The 16,148-nt window shown below is 71.6% G+C and carries 19 protein-coding genes and 1 pseudogene; 15 read left to right on the top strand and 5 right to left on the bottom strand.

The annotated features are described in order from the left end of the window. The first annotated feature begins 125 nt into the window (after positions 1–125). Positions 126–974, top strand: coding sequence for a putative RNA methyltransferase (locus AB0M93_RS16620; protein ID WP_364274045.1), 849 nt, complete (start codon positions 126–128; stop codon positions 972–974). A gap of 18 nt (positions 975–992) precedes the next feature. After that, positions 993–1,619: a (2Fe-2S)-binding protein gene (locus AB0M93_RS16615; RefSeq protein ID WP_364274042.1), complete on the top strand. Its 627-nt coding sequence runs from the start codon at positions 993–995 to the stop codon at positions 1,617–1,619. Here the strand turns inward: AB0M93_RS16615 and AB0M93_RS16610 are convergent. Further along, entirely contained in the window at positions 1,616–2,470 is an 855-nt protein-coding gene (locus AB0M93_RS16610; protein ID WP_364274040.1) for a sigma-70 family RNA polymerase sigma factor, read from the bottom strand. The two genes, AB0M93_RS16615 and AB0M93_RS16610, sit on opposite strands and share 4 nt — an antisense overlap. 82 nt (positions 2,471–2,552) lie before the next feature. Then, positions 2,553–3,461: a LysR family transcriptional regulator gene (locus AB0M93_RS16605; RefSeq protein WP_364274369.1), complete on the bottom strand. Its 909-nt coding sequence runs from the start codon at positions 3,459–3,461 to the stop codon at positions 2,553–2,555. Positions 3,462–3,532: 71 nt separating this feature from the next. Between AB0M93_RS16605 and AB0M93_RS16600 the strand changes: the two genes are divergently transcribed. Further along, positions 3,533–4,384, top strand: coding sequence for an SDR family NAD(P)-dependent oxidoreductase (locus AB0M93_RS16600; protein WP_364274037.1), 852 nt, complete (start codon positions 3,533–3,535; stop codon positions 4,382–4,384). 4 nt (positions 4,385–4,388) lie between these two features. Here the strand turns inward: AB0M93_RS16600 and AB0M93_RS16595 are convergent, their stop codons facing one another. Continuing rightward, positions 4,389–4,826 carry a VOC family protein gene (locus tag AB0M93_RS16595; RefSeq protein WP_364274035.1) on the bottom strand — a complete coding sequence of 146 codons (438 nt, stop codon included), beginning with the start codon at positions 4,824–4,826 and terminating at the stop codon, positions 4,389–4,391. A gap of 110 nt (positions 4,827–4,936) precedes the next feature. Between AB0M93_RS16595 and AB0M93_RS16590 the strand changes: the two genes are divergently transcribed. From AB0M93_RS16590 to AB0M93_RS16560, 7 genes and pseudogenes are all read left to right on the top strand, one after another. Continuing rightward, positions 4,937–5,293, top strand: a complete 357-nt coding sequence (locus AB0M93_RS16590) for a hypothetical protein (RefSeq protein ID WP_364274032.1) — start codon at positions 4,937–4,939, stop codon at positions 5,291–5,293. Then, positions 5,290–6,609 (top strand): caspase family protein, encoded by a 1,320-nt coding sequence (locus tag AB0M93_RS16585; protein ID WP_364274029.1) that lies wholly within the window; start codon positions 5,290–5,292, stop codon positions 6,607–6,609. The genes AB0M93_RS16590 and AB0M93_RS16585 overlap by 4 nt, the downstream gene beginning before the upstream one ends. Continuing rightward, the gene (locus AB0M93_RS16580; RefSeq protein ID WP_364274026.1) at positions 6,602–7,978 is read left to right on the top strand and encodes a Clp protease N-terminal domain-containing protein; all 1,377 of its coding nucleotides are present in this window, start codon (positions 6,602–6,604) and stop codon (positions 7,976–7,978) included. Before AB0M93_RS16585 ends, AB0M93_RS16580 begins: the two co-directional genes overlap by 8 nt. A gap of 56 nt (positions 7,979–8,034) precedes the next feature. Further along, positions 8,035–9,321, top strand: coding sequence for an O-acetylhomoserine aminocarboxypropyltransferase/cysteine synthase family protein (locus tag AB0M93_RS16575; protein ID WP_364274024.1), 1,287 nt, complete (start codon positions 8,035–8,037; stop codon positions 9,319–9,321). Further along, positions 9,318–9,794, top strand: a complete 477-nt coding sequence (locus AB0M93_RS16570) for a CoA-binding protein (RefSeq protein WP_364274021.1) — start codon at positions 9,318–9,320, stop codon at positions 9,792–9,794. Before AB0M93_RS16575 ends, AB0M93_RS16570 begins: the two co-directional genes overlap by 4 nt. A 48-nt stretch (positions 9,795–9,842) precedes the next feature. Further along, a pseudogene (locus AB0M93_RS16565) lies at positions 9,843–10,585 on the top strand (MBL fold metallo-hydrolase). A 99-nt stretch (positions 10,586–10,684) separates the two neighbouring features. After that, on the top strand, positions 10,685–10,861 hold the full coding sequence (locus tag AB0M93_RS16560) for a hypothetical protein (protein ID WP_364274020.1): 177 nt from the start codon (positions 10,685–10,687) through the stop codon (positions 10,859–10,861). On the opposite strand, the gene alc is transcribed toward AB0M93_RS16560, so the two are convergent. Next, positions 10,858–11,871 carry an allantoicase gene (alc, locus tag AB0M93_RS16555; RefSeq protein WP_364274017.1) on the bottom strand — a complete coding sequence of 338 codons (1,014 nt, stop codon included), beginning with the start codon at positions 11,869–11,871 and terminating at the stop codon, positions 10,858–10,860. The genes AB0M93_RS16560 and alc overlap by 4 nt on opposite strands. Before the next feature lie 2 nt (positions 11,872–11,873). Continuing rightward, positions 11,874–13,202 carry an allantoinase AllB gene (gene allB / locus AB0M93_RS16550; RefSeq protein ID WP_364274014.1) on the bottom strand — a complete coding sequence of 443 codons (1,329 nt, stop codon included), beginning with the start codon at positions 13,200–13,202 and terminating at the stop codon, positions 11,874–11,876. A 128-nt stretch (positions 13,203–13,330) separates the two neighbouring features. Between allB and AB0M93_RS16545 the strand changes: the two genes are divergently transcribed. Genes AB0M93_RS16545 through AB0M93_RS16525 form a run of 5 tightly spaced genes read left to right on the top strand, consistent with a single transcriptional unit; the run spans position 13,331 to position 16,122 of the window. Then, the gene (locus AB0M93_RS16545; protein ID WP_364274011.1) at positions 13,331–13,807 is read left to right on the top strand and encodes a helix-turn-helix domain-containing protein; all 477 of its coding nucleotides are present in this window, start codon (positions 13,331–13,333) and stop codon (positions 13,805–13,807) included. A gap of 55 nt (positions 13,808–13,862) precedes the next feature. Next, positions 13,863–14,312: a 2-oxo-4-hydroxy-4-carboxy-5-ureidoimidazoline decarboxylase gene (locus AB0M93_RS16540; protein WP_364274008.1), complete on the top strand. Its 450-nt coding sequence runs from the start codon at positions 13,863–13,865 to the stop codon at positions 14,310–14,312. Continuing rightward, complete coding sequence (uraH, locus tag AB0M93_RS16535; RefSeq protein ID WP_364274006.1) at positions 14,309–14,626, top strand: hydroxyisourate hydrolase; 318 nt, start codon at positions 14,309–14,311, stop codon at positions 14,624–14,626. Before AB0M93_RS16540 ends, uraH begins: the two co-directional genes overlap by 4 nt. A 2-nt stretch (positions 14,627–14,628) precedes the next feature. Continuing rightward, positions 14,629–15,510: a factor-independent urate hydroxylase gene (gene pucL / locus AB0M93_RS16530; RefSeq protein WP_364274004.1), complete on the top strand. Its 882-nt coding sequence runs from the start codon at positions 14,629–14,631 to the stop codon at positions 15,508–15,510. Positions 15,511–15,561: 51 nt separating this feature from the next. After that, positions 15,562–16,122, top strand: coding sequence for a TetR/AcrR family transcriptional regulator (locus tag AB0M93_RS16525; RefSeq protein WP_364274367.1), 561 nt, complete (start codon positions 15,562–15,564; stop codon positions 16,120–16,122). The last annotated feature ends 26 nt before the right edge of the window (positions 16,123–16,148 follow it).

Genomic DNA, 16,148 nt, shown 5'->3' with positions numbered 1-16,148 from the left:
GTGTTTCACGGGGCGGCTCGCGAGGTTTCGCCCGCGTGAACTGTCCGCGCCCGGTTGTTACGGCCAGGTTTCCCGACCCCCCGGGTGCGGTGTCCGGTTGTGAAACGTCATGGTCGAATATCCCCATGACACCGGCCGACCACGGGAATGACCCACTGCCACCCCCGGTCGTCGCGGCACTGCGGTGTTCGGTGTGCGGCGACCCGATCGGAGCAGCGGGTCGCACGCTGCGTTGCGGGAACCGCCACTCTTTCGATCTAGCGCGCCAGGGTTACGTGAACCTGTTGCACGCGCGAATTCCGGCCGGGACGGCCGACACCGCACCGATGGTCGCGGCCCGCGCCGGCTTCCTCGCGTCGGGTGCCTACGCACCGCTGGCGGACGAGCTGGCCCGCGTGTGCGCCGAGGCGGACGGCTTGGTGATCGACGCGGGTGCGGGCACCGGTTACTACCTGGCGCGGGTGCTGGAGGAGTCGGCGGCGTTCGGTCTCGCGCTCGACGTCTCGGCGGTCGCGCTGCGGCGCGCGGCACGCGCTCACCCGCGGCTGGGTGCGGCGGTGTGGAACCTCTGGGAGCCGTGGCCGGTCGGCGACGGGGTGGCCTCGGCCGTGCTCAACGTCTTCGCGCCGCGCAACGGGCCGGAGTTCCACCGCGTGCTGCGCCCCGGCGGCCTGCTGGTGGTCGCGGCCCCGGCACCGGACCACCTGCGCGAGCTGGGCGATCTCGTCCTGGCCGTCGACGAGCGCAAGGACGAGCGCCTGGACGCCACCCTCGGCGAGTACTTCACGCGCACGGACCGCACGGAGATCCGGCGCGCGGTGGAGCTGACGCCACAGCAGGTCCGCCAGGCGGTCGAGATGGGCCCGGCGGCGTTCCACCTGGACCGGGACGGCCGCCGGGAACGGCTGGACGCGCTGAGCGAGCCGCAGGTCGTCACGGTGTCGTTCACGGTCTCGGCGTACCGGCGGCGCTGAGTCTGGGAGGGTGAAGGGGTGAAGCCCGACTGGACCGCGTCCGCGACCCGGCTCGCGGACCCGGAGTGGGTGCGGACCCGCATCGGCGGCGCGGCCAAGCTGTACGGCTGCGCGCGGCCCGAAGTGCTCGGCACGATCTGGTGGTACTCGCTGTCGTCGGTGCTGGTCGCGCCGGCGGTCGAAGGCCTGGTGGCCGGGAAGCCGGTCGATCCGTCGCTGGACGCGGTGGAACTCGACCTCGTCGCCGACGGGCGGTTCCTCGGCGCCCGGTCCACCCGCCCGCTCGCCGGCGGCCTCCCCGAGCTGGGCGCCGCCCTCACCGGCGCCCTCGGGACCGCGATCACGACCATCGCCGCGGTGAGCGGGGCTCGGGAGCGCGCGCTCGGCGCCATCGCCACCGACTCGATCGGCAACCGGCTGCTGTGGACACCCGATCCGGAGCGTGCGATGGCTCTCGCCGAACCCCTGGTCGCCGCGATCGACCTGGGCCTGCCGAAGCCGCGCTTCGTCCGCGTCGGACGCACTCCCGCCGTACGGCGTGCTTCGTGCTGCCTGATCTACGAAGCCGGCAACCCGAAGTGCGCGAGCTGTCCGCGTCAGACGCCCGAAGAGCGCGACGCACGCCTTCGCGCGGCCCTGGGTTAGAGGACCGTCAGCTCCAGCGCGGCGAGCCGCTCCGGGTCGGCGATGACCTCGATCCCGGTGATCCGGTCGCCGTCGACGCGGAACGCCAGGACGACCGCCGGCCGCCCCTCGCGCGCCATGAGCAGCCCGGGTGCGCCGTCGACCAGCACGAGTTCGCTCGCACGGGCCCGCTCGGACGCCAGGATCGCGCCCCGGCGGACACTCTCGACGCCGCGCAGCTCGATCGGCGCCGCGCTCGGGCCGACGAACCGGTCGGCGTGCAGCACCACGTCCGGGTCGAGCAGGGCGAGCAGCGCCTCGAAGTCGCCGCCGCGGGAGGCCGCCAGGAACGCTTCGACGACCTTGCGCCGCCGGGGCAGGTCCGCGTCCACCGCGGCGCCGCCCTTCACGCGGCGGCGGGCGCGGCTGGCCAGCTGGCGGGTGGCGGCCGGGGTCTTGCCGATCACCGGCGCGATCTCGTCGAACGGCACCGCGAACATGTCGTGCAGCACGAACGCCACCCGCTCGGCCGGGCCCAGCGCGTCGAGCACCACCAGCAGCGCCAGCCCGACCGTGTCGGCCAGCTCGGCCTCCTGCCCCGGGTCGCGGCGGTCGTCGTCCGGCTCGGGCTGCCCGTCCAGGGGCTCTTCGCGGTGGTTGCGGCGGGTCCGCAGCAGGGAGAGGCAGACGCGGGCGACCACGGTCGTCAGCCAGGCGGGGACGTTGTCGATCTCCCCGGCGCCGGTGCGGTGGAACCGCAGCCACGCCTCCTGGACCGCGTCGTCGGCTTCGGCCGCCGAGCCCAGCATCCGGTAGGCGACCGCCCGCAGCCGCGGCCGCTCCTGCTCGAACCGCTCGGTCAGCACGTCCACTGTGTCCTGTTCCTTCCGCCGGGGGTCGTAGCAGTAGACCCCGCCGGAGCCAGCGATGTGACCGGAACCGGGGTGATCCCCGTCATCCCGCCGCGGTGCGGCGCAGGACGTCGGCGAGCAGCGCCGCGGGTTCGGTCAGCGGTCCCGGGAGCCGCGCGAGCACCACCCGCCGCCGCTCCGCCGGCCCGCCGCGCACCGTCACCACCCGCACGCCGGGCGGGACGGCGTCCGCCAGCGACGCCGGCAACGTGGTCAACCCGCAGCCCGCGGCGACGAGGCTCAGCTTGGCCAGCCAGTCGCGGGCGGTGTGGGCGATCTCCGGTCGTTCGTCGAGCCCGGGCCACACGCCCATCAGCGTGTCCGCCCCCGCCTGCGGCCCGGCGATCCAGCGCTGCCCGCGCAGGTCGGCGACGTCGACCGGGCCGGCGCCGGCCAGCGGGTGCCCCGCGGGCACCGCGAGGCAGAGGCTGCGCTCGGCCAGCGTCTCCAGGCGCAACGCCGGCGTCTCGGCGTCCGGCGGCCGGAACGGCGGGACCGAGCCGAGCACGGCGAGGTCGATCGTGCCCGCGCGCAGCGCCCGGACGAGCACCGGCGTCGTGCCTTCCCGGGTGACGACGGTGACGCCCGCGTGCGTGCGCCGCAGTTCGGCGACCGCGCGCGGCACCAGCACCGCGCCCGCGCTGGGGTACCAGCCCAGGCGCACCGTCCCGGCGTCGGCGGGCAGGCCGGCCAGCTCGCGCCCGGCGGCGTCGATCTCGTCGAGCACCGCGACGGCGTGCCGCAGCACGATGGTCCCGGCGGCGGTGAGGCGCACGCCGTCGGGCCGTCGCTCCAGCACGGGTGTCCGGGCCACCCGTTCGAGGGACGCGATCTGCCGCGACACCGCGGACTGCGTGTAGCCCAGCGCCGCCGCGGCCGCGGTGAGGGTGCCGCGTTCGGCGACCTCGCGGAACACGCGCAGGGCGACCAGGGAGACGTCACCGAAGTCCATGACGTTCACGCATACCAGGGATGCCGGATTCTCGCTTTCCGCATGGCCGCGGCAGACCTAGCGTGGCCGGTATGACACGTATCGCCGTGGTGACCGGGGCCAACCAGGGCCTCGGCTTCGCCCTCGTCCGCGGCCTCGCCGCCCGGCTCGCTCCGGAAGACCTCGTCCTGCTCACCGGCCGCGACGCTGGGCGGGTGGCTTCGGCCGCCTCCGCCGTCGCCGCCGATCCGGCGACGCGCAGCCGGGTCGAGGGCCGCGTCCTCGACGTCTCCGACGCGGATGCCGTCGCCCGCTTCGCCGAGCCGGCCGACATCGTGCTTTCGAACGCCGTCGGCCCGCTCGACCCGGACCGCCCGCAGGCCGAGCAGGCCGACGTGTTCCTCGACGTCGCCAACGGCGGCACCCACGCGGTGCTGCGGTCCTTCGGGCCGGTCCTGCGGCCGGGCGGGCGGCTGCTGGTCGTGGCCAGCTCGCTCGGCACCCTCGGCCACCTGCCCGAGCCGCTGCGGCCGCGCTTCGACGACGTCTCGCTGGACGACGTCGAGAAGGCGGTCGAGGACTGGCGCGCGGCGATCCACGACGGCACGGCCGCCGCGCAGGGCTGGCCGGAGTGGATCAACGTGCCGTCCAAGGTGGCCCAGGTCGCGGCGGTCCGCGCGGTGGCAGCCCGGCGGAGGGACGCGGACCTCGCGGACGGCACCCTGGTGGCGGCGGTCTGCCCCGGCCTGGTCGACACGCGGGCGTCGCGGCCGTGGTTCAGCGACTTCAGCCAGGCCCAGACCCCGGACGAGGCGGCGCGGAAGGTGCTGGACCTGGTGTTCGCGGACGCTGACCCGGCGACCTACGGCGAGCTGGTCCGGTTCGGGCAGGTGCTGCCGTGGCGAAGCGGCAGCCCGCGCCGGTACGAGGACCTGATCGGCTGACCTTTCAGAGCACGCAGAACTCGTTGCCCTCGGGATCGGCCATCACGAAGTGGTCGGGGCGGCCGTCCAGCTCGTCCTGCCGCAGGACCGTCGCGCCCGCGGCGGTGAGCCGGGCGACCGCTTCGACCACCCGCTCCCAGCGCGTCTCCCACGGCACTTCGCGGCCGCCGCCGGCCTGGACGTCCAGGTGGAGGCGGTTCTTCGCGACCTTTCCTTCGGGCACCTTGAGGAAGCTCAGGCTGGGCAGCACGCCTTCCGGATCGGTCAGATAGGCGCCGTCGTCCCACTCCGGCTCGGGGATGCCGTGCCGGGTGAACCACGCTTCCCAGCTCGCGAACCCCGCCGGCGGCGGGCGCTCGATGTAGCCGAGGGCCACCGACCAGAACCTCGCCAGCGCGCGGGGTTCCGCGCAGTCGATCGTCACGCTCCAGCGCACCGTCACGGACTGGAGCGTAGCCGCGAAAGGCGACGGGCACCGCCCGTAACAAGACGGAATGTCCGTACGACATCCCCGGCACGTTGCACCGGCCGAGAGGGTGGGCGAGCATTCGCATGGACATCGCCGTTTCCGTGGACGACCCAGCGCTCCAGGAGTCGTTGTTCGACTGGCTGCGCGGCGACCCCGAGCTCAGACCTGCGGTGAAGAACCGCCACGCGGCCCCAAAGCCGGGCGAACTCGGGACGATCGCCGACGCGATCATGATTTCGGTCGGCAGCGGCGGCGCCCTGACCGTGCTCGCCTCCGCGTTGAAGGCCTGGGTCCAGCGGCCCCGCGGCAAGCACGTCGTCCTCCGGGTAAGCCGCGGGGAAAACGGTGAGCAGACCACGGAGATCGAGGCCGACCGGGTCGGCTCGGAGGACATCGAAGCGATCCTCGACCGCTTGTTCCGGGAGGGCGAATCGGCATGACGTCCGGTGTCCGGGACGAATCGCGCGTTGTCCTCATCGGCACGTCCCAATACACCGACGAGCGCCTTCCGCCCATTCCCGTCGTCGAACAGTGCTTGCACGACATGCGGGACGTCTTCACGGATCCGGACCACGGCCTCGTCCCGGCCGAGCACTGCACGGTCTTGCTCGACGAACCGGACATCGCCCAGCTGGGACGGCGGATCCGCGAGGCGATGGCGGGCGCGACGGGTCTCCTGGTCGTCTACTTCGTCGGCCACGGCATCATCGGCCGCCGGCACGAGCTGTACCTGGGCCTGCCCGACAGCGATCTCGAGCACCCCACGTTCGGGTCTCTGTCCTACGACGCCCTGCGCGACCAGATCCTGGACAGCCCGGCGCGCACGAAAGTCGTCATCCTGGACTCTTGCTACTCGGGCCGGGCTATGGGAGAGACGCTCGCGGACCCGGTCGGAGCGGTCGTCGGCCAGCTCGACATCGACGGCACCTACCTGATGACGTCCGCCCAGCGTGACCAAGTCGCCTTGGTGCTCGACGGGGAGCCGCACACCGCCTTCACCGGCCGGCTGCTGCGGGTGTTGAAGACGGGGATCCCGGAAGCGGGTGAATACCTGACGGTCGACGACGTCTACCAGCACCTGTCGGCCTTGATGACGGCCGCCGGCCTGCCCAGGCCGCAGAAGCGCGGGAGCCAGAACTCGGGCCGGTTCCGGATCGCGCGCAACCACGCCATCTCGGCCGAGAGCGAAGAGGACCTCGACAAACGAATAGCCGACATCGTCTGGCGAGGCCTGACCTGGAGCTGGGCAAGACAGCTGACCGATCTGCAGAACGTCCTTGCTCGCCAGCAGGCGATTCTCGGCGACCGACACGTGAAGGCTTGGCGTACCGAGCAGCTCATCGCACACGCGATCGGGGAAGCTGGTGACCCGGCGGAGGCGGTCGAACGGCTTCGAAAGCTCCTCGCCCGGCAGTCCGCCGAACTCGGGGACGAGCACGCCGACACGCTGCGGTCGCGGCGCCTTCTCGCGGTGAACCTCGGTGAGTCCGGGTTGCGTGAGGAAGCGATCTTGCTGCTTCGTGCGCTTGTGCCCGACGTCCGCCGCATCTTGGGCTATCTCGACCCGGCGGGTTGGCGGGCTCAGCACGTCCTCGCCGTCAACCTCGCCCTCACCGGCGAGACCGAGGAGAGTGCCGCTCTCATGAAGGAGTTGCTGGTGGCTCAAAAGAAGCACGCGGGAGAAGACGCATCGCAGGGCGCACGAGTACAGCGCGACCTGGCGCTCCTCTCACAGGAGGTCGCCGAACATGTTTGAACGCTTCACCGATCGAGCGCGGCGAGTCGTCGTCCTGGCCGAGCAGGAGGCCAGGACGCTGAACCACAACTACATCGGAACCGAGCACATCCTCCTCGGTTTGTCACACGAAGGTCTCGGTGTCGCCGCTCGATCGCTGGAGTCCGAGGGCGTGACCCTCGGGGCTATTCGCCGCCAGATCGAGGAGCTGGTCGGGCCGGGCACCAAGGCACCGAAGGCACGTATCCCTTTTACCTCAGGCACGAAAAAGGTGCTGGATCAGTCGTTGGAGGAAGCCGCTCGGCTCGGCGACGACTATGTCGGAACGGAACACCTCCTGCTGGGCTTGCTCGGCGAAAGCGACGGTGTTGTCGCCGACGTACTCGTCCGGCTGAAGGTCCCTCGGGAGCGGCTGCAAGGCCGTGTTCAGAGCTGGTTGCGACACCCGAAAGCACCAGCCCCCCAACAGAGTCGGCCGCGTGCCGAAACCGACGCCGCACCGACACCGGGTCAGCCGTCACCGCTGGACCGACTGGGCCGCAATCTTATCAAGCTCGCCCGGGAAGGTGCGCTGGATCCCACGGTGGGAAGAACCAAGGAGATCGACCGACTCGTCCAGGTTCTCTCCCGCCGGACGCGACACAACCCGGTTCTGGTCGGCGAACACGGCGTCGGCAAAACTGCGGTATTCGACGGGCTGGCCCGGCGGATCGCCGCCGGTACGGTACCGGACCGACTCAGAGGAAACGAGGTGCACGCCCTCGATCACGGTGGCCGTGAGGGCAGCGAGCGCCTGCGCGAGGCACTGGCCGAAGTCCGGGCCCGCGACGACGTGATCCTGCTGCTCGACGACATCTCGGACCTGCTGCACGGCAACCACGCCGAGACTCTGAGCGCGGCAGTTCTTCGGGGCGATGTCCTCGTCGGGTGCACCGCCACCCCGGAGAGCTATCGCCGCGTCATTGCCGAAAGCCCAGCACTGACGCAGTTCTTCCAGCCGATCCAAGTGACCGAGATGTCCGCCGAAGCGGCGATCGAGGTGCTGCGCGTCATGCGCAGCAGGCTCGCCGACCACCACCATCTCGTCATCGAGGACGAAGTTTTGACCAAGGCCGTCGAGCTGGCGTCGCGGTACGACCGGCAGCACCACCTACCGAGGAGCGCCATCGATCTCATCGACGAGGCCTGCGCCCGAACCGCCGGATCGCCGAACCTGGGCGAGGCGGATCTCAGCCGCACCATGCAGGACCTGCGCAACGAGTGGAAGGTCGAAGCAGAGCTCCTGGGCAGGATCGAACCGACCTACCGCGGGCGATCGGTGCGGCCGGCGCCGGAGGCGTTTCTGAAGATCTACGGCGGGGTCGACACCGAAATCTGGCGGATCGGCTGAGCCCACCCGCTGGAACCGATGGCGACGCCGCGGGGCCGCGGTTACCGTGGGCTCCGATGAGTGAACGCAGCTGGGGCTTCCGGACCCGCGCCCTGCACGCGGGCGGTACCCCCGACCCGGCCACCGGTGCGCGGGCCGTGCCGATCTACCAGACCACGAGCTTCGTCTTCGAGGACGCGGCCGATGCGGCGAACCTGTTCGCGCTGCAGAAGTACGGGAACGTCTACAGCCGGATCGGGAATCCGACCGTGGCCGCCTTCGAAGAGCGGATCGCCAGTCTCGAAGGGGCCATCGGCGGGGTCGCCGCCGCCAGCGGGCAGGCCGCCGAGTTCCTCACCTTCAGCTCGCTCACCGAGGCCGGTGATCACATCGTGTCCGCGAGCGGCCTCTACGGCGGGACCGTCACCCAGCTCACCGGCACGCTTCGGCGCTTCGGCGTCGAGACGACCTTCGTCAGCGGGGGCATCGACGACTACGCCGCCGCGATCACCGACCGGACCCGGCTGCTCTACACCGAGGTCGTCGGCAACCCCGGCGGCGGCATCGCCGACCTCGCCGCGCTGGCGGACCTGGCGCACGCCCACGACATCCCGCTGGTCGTCGACGCCACGCTGGCGACGCCGTACCTGTGCCGCCCGATCGAGCACGGCGCCGACATCGTGCTGCACTCGGCGACGAAGTTCCTCGGCGGCCACGGGACCACGCTCGGCGGGATCGTCGTCGAGTCGGGGAAGTTCGACTGGGGCAACGGGAAGTTCCCGCGGATGACCGAGACCGTCGACAGCTACGGCGGCCTGAAGTACTGGGAGAACTTCGGCGAGTACGCCTTCTGCACCCGGCTGCGCGCCGAGCAGCTGCGGGACATCGGCGCGGTCCTGTCGCCGCACTCGGCTTTCCTGCTGCTGCAAGGGGTCGAGACACTCCCCCAGCGGATGGACGCGCACGTCGCCAACGCCCAGGCGGTCGCCGAGTACCTCCAAGCCGACCCGCGCGTGGCCTGGGTGTCCTACGCAGGGCTGCCGTCGCACCCGCACCACGAGCTGGCGCGGAAGTACCTGCCCGCGGGGCCGGGTGCGGTGTTCTCCTTCGGCATCGACGGCGGCCGCGCCGCGGGCGAGAAGTTCGTCGACTCCGTGGAACTGCTGTCGCACCTGGCGAACGTCGGGGACGCGCGGACGCTCGTCATCCACCCCGCGTCGACCACGCACGCCCAGCTCTCGGAGGCGCAGCTGGCGGCCGCCGGCGTCGGGCCCGACCTGATCCGGCTGTCGGTCGGCCTGGAGGACGTCGACGACATCCTCTGGGACCTCGACCAGGCGCTGGGCAAGGCGGTGGCCGGGTGACGCACGACGTCGGCGCCGTCGAACGGCGCGCGATCCTGAACCGGACGAAGACGGTGACGCTGGTCGGCGCGTCGGCCAACCCGGCGCGGCCCAGCTACTTCGTCGCGACCTACCTGCTCTCGTCGACGCGCTACGAGGTCAACTTCGTGAACCCGCGCCTGGACACGCTGTTCGGGAAGCCGGTGTACGCGTCGTTGAAGGACGTCCCGGGCTCACCGGACCTGGTCAGCGTGTTCCGCAGGCACGACGACCTGCCGCAGGTGGCCGAGGAGGTCATCGACGCCGGCGCGCGGACGCTGTGGCTGCAACTCGGGTTGTGGCACGAGCCGGTGGCCGACCGGGCGCGGGCAGCGGGGCTGGACGTCGTGATGAACCGGTGCGTCAAGATCGAGCACGCGCGGTTCGCCGGCGGGCTGCACCTGGCCGGGTTCAACACCGGCGTGATCAGCTCGCGGCGGCCGTCGGCGCCCTGAGCCCACGGGAAGAGAACGGCCGTTCCCGCTGTTGGCCCCGGTATGACGATGGGGATCACGTTCTCCGGCGGCCCGACCGCCCTCCTGGAACTGGGCGGCGTCCGGCTGCTCACCGACCCGACGTTCGACGCACCGGGCGACCACCCGGTCGGCGAGCGCGTGCTCGTCAAGACCGAGGAATCGGCGTTGACCGAAGAGGCGATCGGGGCGGTGGACGCCGTGCTGCTGTCCCACGACCAGCACCCCGACAACCTGGACGACCGCGGCCGCGCGTACCTCGCGACGGTGCCGCTGACGCTGGTCACGCCCAGCGGGCGGAACGGCTCGGCGGGACCGCCCGCGGCCTGGCGCCGTGGGAATCGACGCAGGTCGGGCCGCTGACCGTCACAGCGGTTCCGGCGTTGCACGGACCGGAGGGCGCTTCGCGGCTCACCGGGGACGTCACGGGCTTCGTGCTGACCGGGGACGACCTGCCGACGGTGTACGTCAGCGGGGACAACGCGTCGGTGGAGCTGGTCCGGGAGATCGCGGCGCGGTTCCGCGTCGACATCGCGGTGCTGTTCGCCGGGGCGGCCCGGACGAAGTTCTTCGACGGCGCTCCCCTGACGCTGACCAGCGTGGACGCGGTCGAGGCGGCGAAGGTGCTGGGCGCGGCGAAGGTGGTCCCGCTGCACTTCCGGGGCTGGCAGCACTTCAGCGAGGGGCCGGACGTGCTGCGGAAAGAGTTCGACGCGGCCGGGCTGGCCGACCGGCTCGTGCTGCTCGAGCCCGGGGAGCGCGCGAAGGTCTGACGCCCGGTCGTGAGTGGCAAGGCGAGTTCTAACTCGCCTTGCCACTCACGAGCCGGGGGACAGCGCGGGTCCGGTGCAAGGCCGTGAGAGGCTGGCGGCATGGCCAAGCCGACCCCGCTGCAGTTCCGGAACATCCTCGTCGCCGTCCTCGCGGCGGCGGGCTTCGTCTGGAGCGTCGTGGCCGGCCTGCCGTGGTGGGTGAGCGCGATCGTCGGCTGCGCCTGCGTCCTGTCGCTCGCCTCCGCTTACCTCAACCGGCCCGGCGCGAACGGCTAGCGCGTCTTCGCGAACCTCGCCTTGAGGTTCGTGCGGCCCGCCTCCGTCAGGCGGCCGAACAGCCGCAGCCGGGCCAGGCCGCCGTCCGGGTAGATGTCGAGGCGCGCCTCCGACACCTCCGGGCCGTCCGGGACCGCGAACCGGTGGCGGGTGTCCGGCTGCAGCCGCGTCTTCGGCAGCAACGGAACCCACTCGCCGTACGTGTCGCGGCCGCTCACCGACGCCCAGCCCGGGGCGTTGCCCTTGAGGTTGCTCGTGTCCAGCTCCACGAACCGGACGATCCCGGCGCCCGCCAGGCGCAGCGTCACCCAGTCGTTGCCGTCGTCGCGGCGGCGGGCCGTCTCCCACCCCTCCGCCTGGTGCGCCGCCAGCCCCGGCGACAGGATGTTGTTCGGCGACGAGTAGAACCGGTTGCTGCAGCCCGTGACGATCGCGCCGTTCTCCAGGGCCGCCAGGTCGAGCGCGTCCAGGTCGAGCAGGGCCGGGTCCGGGATCGGCGCGCCGTGCACGCGCAGGCGCGCCACGCCGCCGTCCGGGTGCTGTGTCAGCCGGACGTGCGTGTACCGCCGCGATCCGTTGACCGCGTAGAAGTTCTCCGTGTGACCCGAAGCCGGGGCACGGTCGACCAGGACGTCCCAGTCCGCCGCAGCCACCTCCGCCGCCGACGGGTAGCCCGGCAGCGACGTCGCCTCGACCGAGACGAACGGCGGGTAGTTGCCCTTGAAGAACGCCGTGTCGACGATGACGCCGGTGATGGTGCCGGCCAGGCCGAGCCGGACGATGGCCTGGTCGTCGCCCGGTTCGCGGTGGCGGCGGGTCTCCCAGCCGTCGTAGACCTGGCCCTTCGGGCCGAACGTCTCGGCCCGGTGTGCCGGCACCCACGGGTTGACGAGGTTCTCCTTCTCGGCGAACAGCTCGTCGGTCGCCCACATCACCGTGCCGCCGAAGCGGCGGGACGCCAGGTCGGGCAGTTCTGTCCACTCCGGACGGTCGGACACCAGAGCCTCCATTTTCAGCAGTTCCCCCGGGTCAGCAGCGCGCCGCGCGGCTCGTCGCCGGTGATTTCGGTGCCCCGCAGCCACGTCGATCGCACGACGCCGGCGAGCGGGCGCCGGTCGTAGGCGCTGACCGGGTTGCGGTGCTTCAGTTTCGCGACGTCGACCACGAACGCCTCGTCCGGCGCGAACACGCAGAAGTCGGCGTCGTAGCCCACCGCGAGGTGCCCCTTGCGGCGCATCCCGGCCTGCGCGGCCGGGCGCTCGGCCATCCAGCGCACGACGTCGGCGAGCGCGAACCCGCGCTGCCGCGCCTGCGTCCAGATCGCCGGCAGCCCCAGCTGCAGGCTGGAAATCCCGCCCCACGCCTGGCCGAAGTCGCCGCTGTCGAAGCGTTTCAGCTCCGGCGTGCACGGCGAGTGGTCGCTGACGATCGTGTCGATGACGCCGTCGGCGAGGCCCTGCCAGAGCTGTTCGCGGTTGGCCGCCTCGCGGATCGGCGGGCAGCACTTGAACTGCGTTGCGCCGTCGCGGATTTCCTCGGCGACGAAGCTGAGGTAGTGCGGGCAGGTTTCCGCCGACAGCCGGACGCCGTCGCGGCGCGCCGCGGCGATCAGCGGCAGTGCGTCCGAAGAGGACAGGTGCAGGATGTGGGCCCGGGCCGAGTTGCGGCGGGCCGCCTCGATGACGTGCGAGATCGCCAGGTTCTCGGCCTGGCGCGGCCGCGACTGCAGGAAGTCGACATAGCGACCGCCGTGCGGCTCGGGTGCTTCGTCGATCTCGTGGGCGTCCTCGGCGTGGACGATCATCAGTGCGTCGAAGGAACTCAGCTCCCGCAACGCTTCGTCGAGCCCGGCCGGGTCGAGCGGCGGGAATTCGTCGACACCGGAGTGCAGCAGGAAGCACTTGAAGCCGAACACCCCGGCGTCGTGCAGGCCGCGCAGCTCCCCCACGTTGCCCGGGATGGCACCGCCCCAGAAGCCGACGTCGACGTGCACCCGGCCGGCCGCCGCCTTGCGCTTGACCTCCAGGGCCGCGACGTCGACGGTCGGTGGCAGGCTGTTCAGCGGCATGTCCACGATCGTGGTCACCCCGCCCGCCGCGGCCGCGCGGGTCGCCGTCTCGAAGCCCTCCCACTCGGCGCGGCCGGGGTCGTTGACGTGGACGTGCGTGTCGACCAGCCCGGGCAGCAGCACGACGTCGTCGCCGAGGTCGAGGACGCGATCGCCGGGCAACTCGACGCCGCCGGGTTCGACCGCGACGATCCGCCCGCCGTCGATGCCGACGGTGGCCGGAACTTCACCGTCGGCCGTCACGGCCCGGGCGGCACGCACCACAAGATCCATCCGAAACCCTTCGTCGGGAGGAATGACACCGCCGATTTCACAGACCGGAAAGACGGTTTCGCACAACGACAGTAACCACGGCCCGCGCCGCTCGTCAACGACGGCCGTGGCGCGTTACGGTCATCCTTGTGCGGCTAGAAGCGGAGTTCACCAGCGAACCGTTCCACGGCGAGGGTTCGCCGCCCGAACACGCCGTCGCCGCCCGCGATGCCGCCGAGGAAGCCGGGCTGGACACCGATTTCGGCCCGCTCGGCACCCTCGCCCGCGGCGAGGCGAAGGAGTTGCTCGAAGCGCTCCCGGCGATCGCGAAGGCGGCCCTGGACGGCGGCGCCACGCGGGTCACGCTGCAGCTGCGGCGGGCCGACGACCCGGGCAGCGCGCCCGTCGTCGAGCTGAACGACGCGCTGGCCCGGCTGATCGCCGACGTCGAGCGGGAACTGGGCGCCAAGCTGGGCGAACTCGACCGCGGGGGCAAGCAGCGCGCGGTGCGGCTGCTGCGCGAACGCGGGGCCTTCGGCCTGCGGAAATCGGTCTCGTCGGTGGCCGACGCACTGGGCGTCACGCGGTTCACCGTCTACAACTACCTCAACCGGGAAGCCGACTGACCAGCGCTTTCAACAAAATGTTGACGGAACTCGGGCGCCGACGTACGGTCAGCCCGTGCTGCTCACCGAGTTCAACACCACCGACGTCCGGCCGCTGCTGACGGAGTGCCTCGCCGTGCCGCGGTGGGTCGACGCCGTGCTGGCCGGGCGCCCGTACGCCGATCTCGACGCGTTGAAGGCGGCCGCCGACCTGCCGCTGAGCAGCGACGAGATCCGGCAGGCGATGGCCGCGCACCCCCGGATCGGCGAAAAGCCGGCGGGCGGCTGGGCGCGCTCCGAACAGTCCGGTGTGGACAATCCGGACGCGTTCGCCGCCGCGAACGCCGAGTACGAAGCCAAGTTCGGCCACGTCTACCTGGTCTGCGCGAGCGGCCGCAGCGGCGCCGAACTGCTGACGATCCTGCGCGAACGGCTGCACAACGACCCGGCCACCGAACTCGCCGTCGCCGGCCGCGAGCTGCTGAAGATCGCCGAACTCCGACTCGCGAAAGCGGTGACCGCGTGAGCCTCGTGACCACCCACGTCCTCGACACGGCGAAGGGACGCCCCGCAGCGGGGATCGCCGTCCGCTTCGAGACCGCCGGGGGGAAGCCGATCGCCGAAGGCCGCACCGACGACGACGGCCGCATCCGCGAACTCGGCCCGGAAACCCTGGAGCCGGGCGCCTACCGGCTGATCTTCGACACCGGCGCCTACCTGGGCCCGGACGCCTTCTTCCCGGAGGTCGCGCTGACGTTCCGGATTTCCGACGGCACCGCGCACCACCACGTGCCGCTCCTGCTCAGCCCGTTCGCCTATTCGACCTACCGAGGGAGCTGACCGTGGCCATCACCCTGGGCCCCAACCAGTACGGCAAGGCGGAGGTCCGCCTGGTGACGGTGCGCCGCGAAGGCTCCGTGCACCACCTGAAGGACCTCACCGTGTCGACGTCGCTGCGCGGCGAGCTGGCCGCGACGCACCTGACCGGCGACAACGCCGGCGTGCTGGCGACCGACACGCAGAAGAACACCGTGTACGCCTTCGCGAAGGAGGCGCCGGTCGGCGAGATCGAAGACTTCGGCCTGCGCCTGGCCCGGCACTTCACCGGTACGCAGGACAACATCACCGGTGCGCGGATCAAGATCGACGAGCACGGCTGGGACCGCATCCCGGTCGGCGGCGAGCCGCACGACCACGCGTTCAGCCGGTCCGGCGACGAGCGGCGCACCACCGCCGTGACGGTCCGGGACGGCCGCGCGTGGGTCGTGTCCGGCATCGACGGCCTGACGCTGCTGAAGTCGACCGGTTCGGAGTTCCACGGCTTCCCGCGCGACCAGTACACGACGCTGGCGGAGACCGACGACCGGATCCTCGCCACGGCCGTCACGGCGCGGTGGCGCTACCAGGGCGAGGGCCATGACTGGGCCGGAAGCCACCGCGAAATCCGGCGGGTGATGCTGGAGACGTTCGCGACGAAGCACAGCCTTTCGCTGCAGCAGACGCTGTACGCGATGGGTGAGGCGGTGCTCGAGGCGCGTCCGGAGGTGGCCGAGGTGCGGTTGTCGCTGCCGAACAAGCACCACTTCCTGGTGGACCTGAGCCCGTTCGGGCTGAAGAACGACAACGAGGTGTTCTACGCGGCGGACCGGCCGTACGGGCTGATCGAGGGCACGATCCTGCGCGACGACGCCGAGGACCCCGGGCCCGCCTGGGACATCCACTGAGTTGATAGAACGCTCTATCATCGAGGGGTGGCAGGGACCAAGGAACGCATCATGGCCGCCGGCGCCGAGCTCTTCCGGCGCAACGGCTACGCCGGCACCGGGCTGAAGCAGATCGTCTCCGAGGCCGGCGCCCCCTTCGGCTCCCTGTACCACTTCTTCCCCGGCGGCAAGGAACAGCTCGGCGAGGAGGTCATCCGCACCTCCGGGCTGGCCTACATCCAGCTGTTCGACCTCTTCATCGCGCCCGCACCGGACGTGATCAGCGGCATCGAAGCCTTCTTCGCCGCCGGGATCGCCACCCTGGAAACCACGGACTACGTCGAGGGCTGCCCGATCGCCACCGTCGCGCTCGAGGTCGCCGCCACCAACGAACCGCTGCGGCAGGCCACGGCCGACGTCTTCACCGCCTGGATCGACGCCGGTACCGAGAAGTTCGCGCGCTTCGGGCTCAGCCGGGACGACGCGCGGACGCTCACCATCACCGCCGTCAACAACCTCGAAGGCGCCTTCGTGCTCTGCCGCTCGCTGCGGGACACCGAGGCGATGGCCGTCGCCGGGGCCGCGACCGTCGACGTCGCGCGGCGACTCCTCCAGGAGCGCACACAACTTTAGTCGGATATCCAACACGAATCACCAAA

The sequence above is a fragment of the Amycolatopsis sp. NPDC051102 genome, from assembly GCF_040682815.1.
Taxonomy (GTDB): Bacteria; Actinomycetota; Actinomycetes; order Mycobacteriales; family Pseudonocardiaceae; genus Amycolatopsis.
The sequence above is the reverse complement of the archived record's forward strand: the minus strand, read 5'-3'. Positions and strand labels throughout refer to the sequence as shown.

Bases quoted from the DNA above. Each gene is read 5' to 3' on its own strand.
- AB0M93_RS16620 (WP_364274045.1), top strand. From the start codon at position 126: ATGACACCGGCCGACCACGGGAATGACCCACTGCCACCCCCGGTCGTC.
- AB0M93_RS16605 (WP_364274369.1), bottom strand. From the start codon at position 3,461: ATGGACTTCGGTGACGTCTCCCTGGTCGCCCTGCGCGTGTTCCGCGAG.
- AB0M93_RS16600 (WP_364274037.1), top strand. From the start codon at position 3,533: ATGACACGTATCGCCGTGGTGACCGGGGCCAACCAGGGCCTCGGCTTC.
- AB0M93_RS16590 (WP_364274032.1), top strand. From the start codon at position 4,937: ATGGACATCGCCGTTTCCGTGGACGACCCAGCGCTCCAGGAGTCGTTG.
- AB0M93_RS16585 (WP_364274029.1), top strand. From the start codon at position 5,290: ATGACGTCCGGTGTCCGGGACGAATCGCGCGTTGTCCTCATCGGCACG.
- AB0M93_RS16580 (WP_364274026.1), top strand. From the start codon at position 6,602: ATGTTTGAACGCTTCACCGATCGAGCGCGGCGAGTCGTCGTCCTGGCC.
- AB0M93_RS16575 (WP_364274024.1), top strand. From the start codon at position 8,035: ATGAGTGAACGCAGCTGGGGCTTCCGGACCCGCGCCCTGCACGCGGGC.
- AB0M93_RS16560 (WP_364274020.1), top strand. From the start codon at position 10,685: ATGGCCAAGCCGACCCCGCTGCAGTTCCGGAACATCCTCGTCGCCGTC.
- alc (WP_364274017.1), bottom strand. From the start codon at position 11,871: ATGGAGGCTCTGGTGTCCGACCGTCCGGAGTGGACAGAACTGCCCGAC.
- allB (WP_364274014.1), bottom strand. From the start codon at position 13,202: ATGGATCTTGTGGTGCGTGCCGCCCGGGCCGTGACGGCCGACGGTGAA.
- AB0M93_RS16525 (WP_364274367.1), top strand. From the start codon at position 15,562: ATGGCCGCCGGCGCCGAGCTCTTCCGGCGCAACGGCTACGCCGGCACC.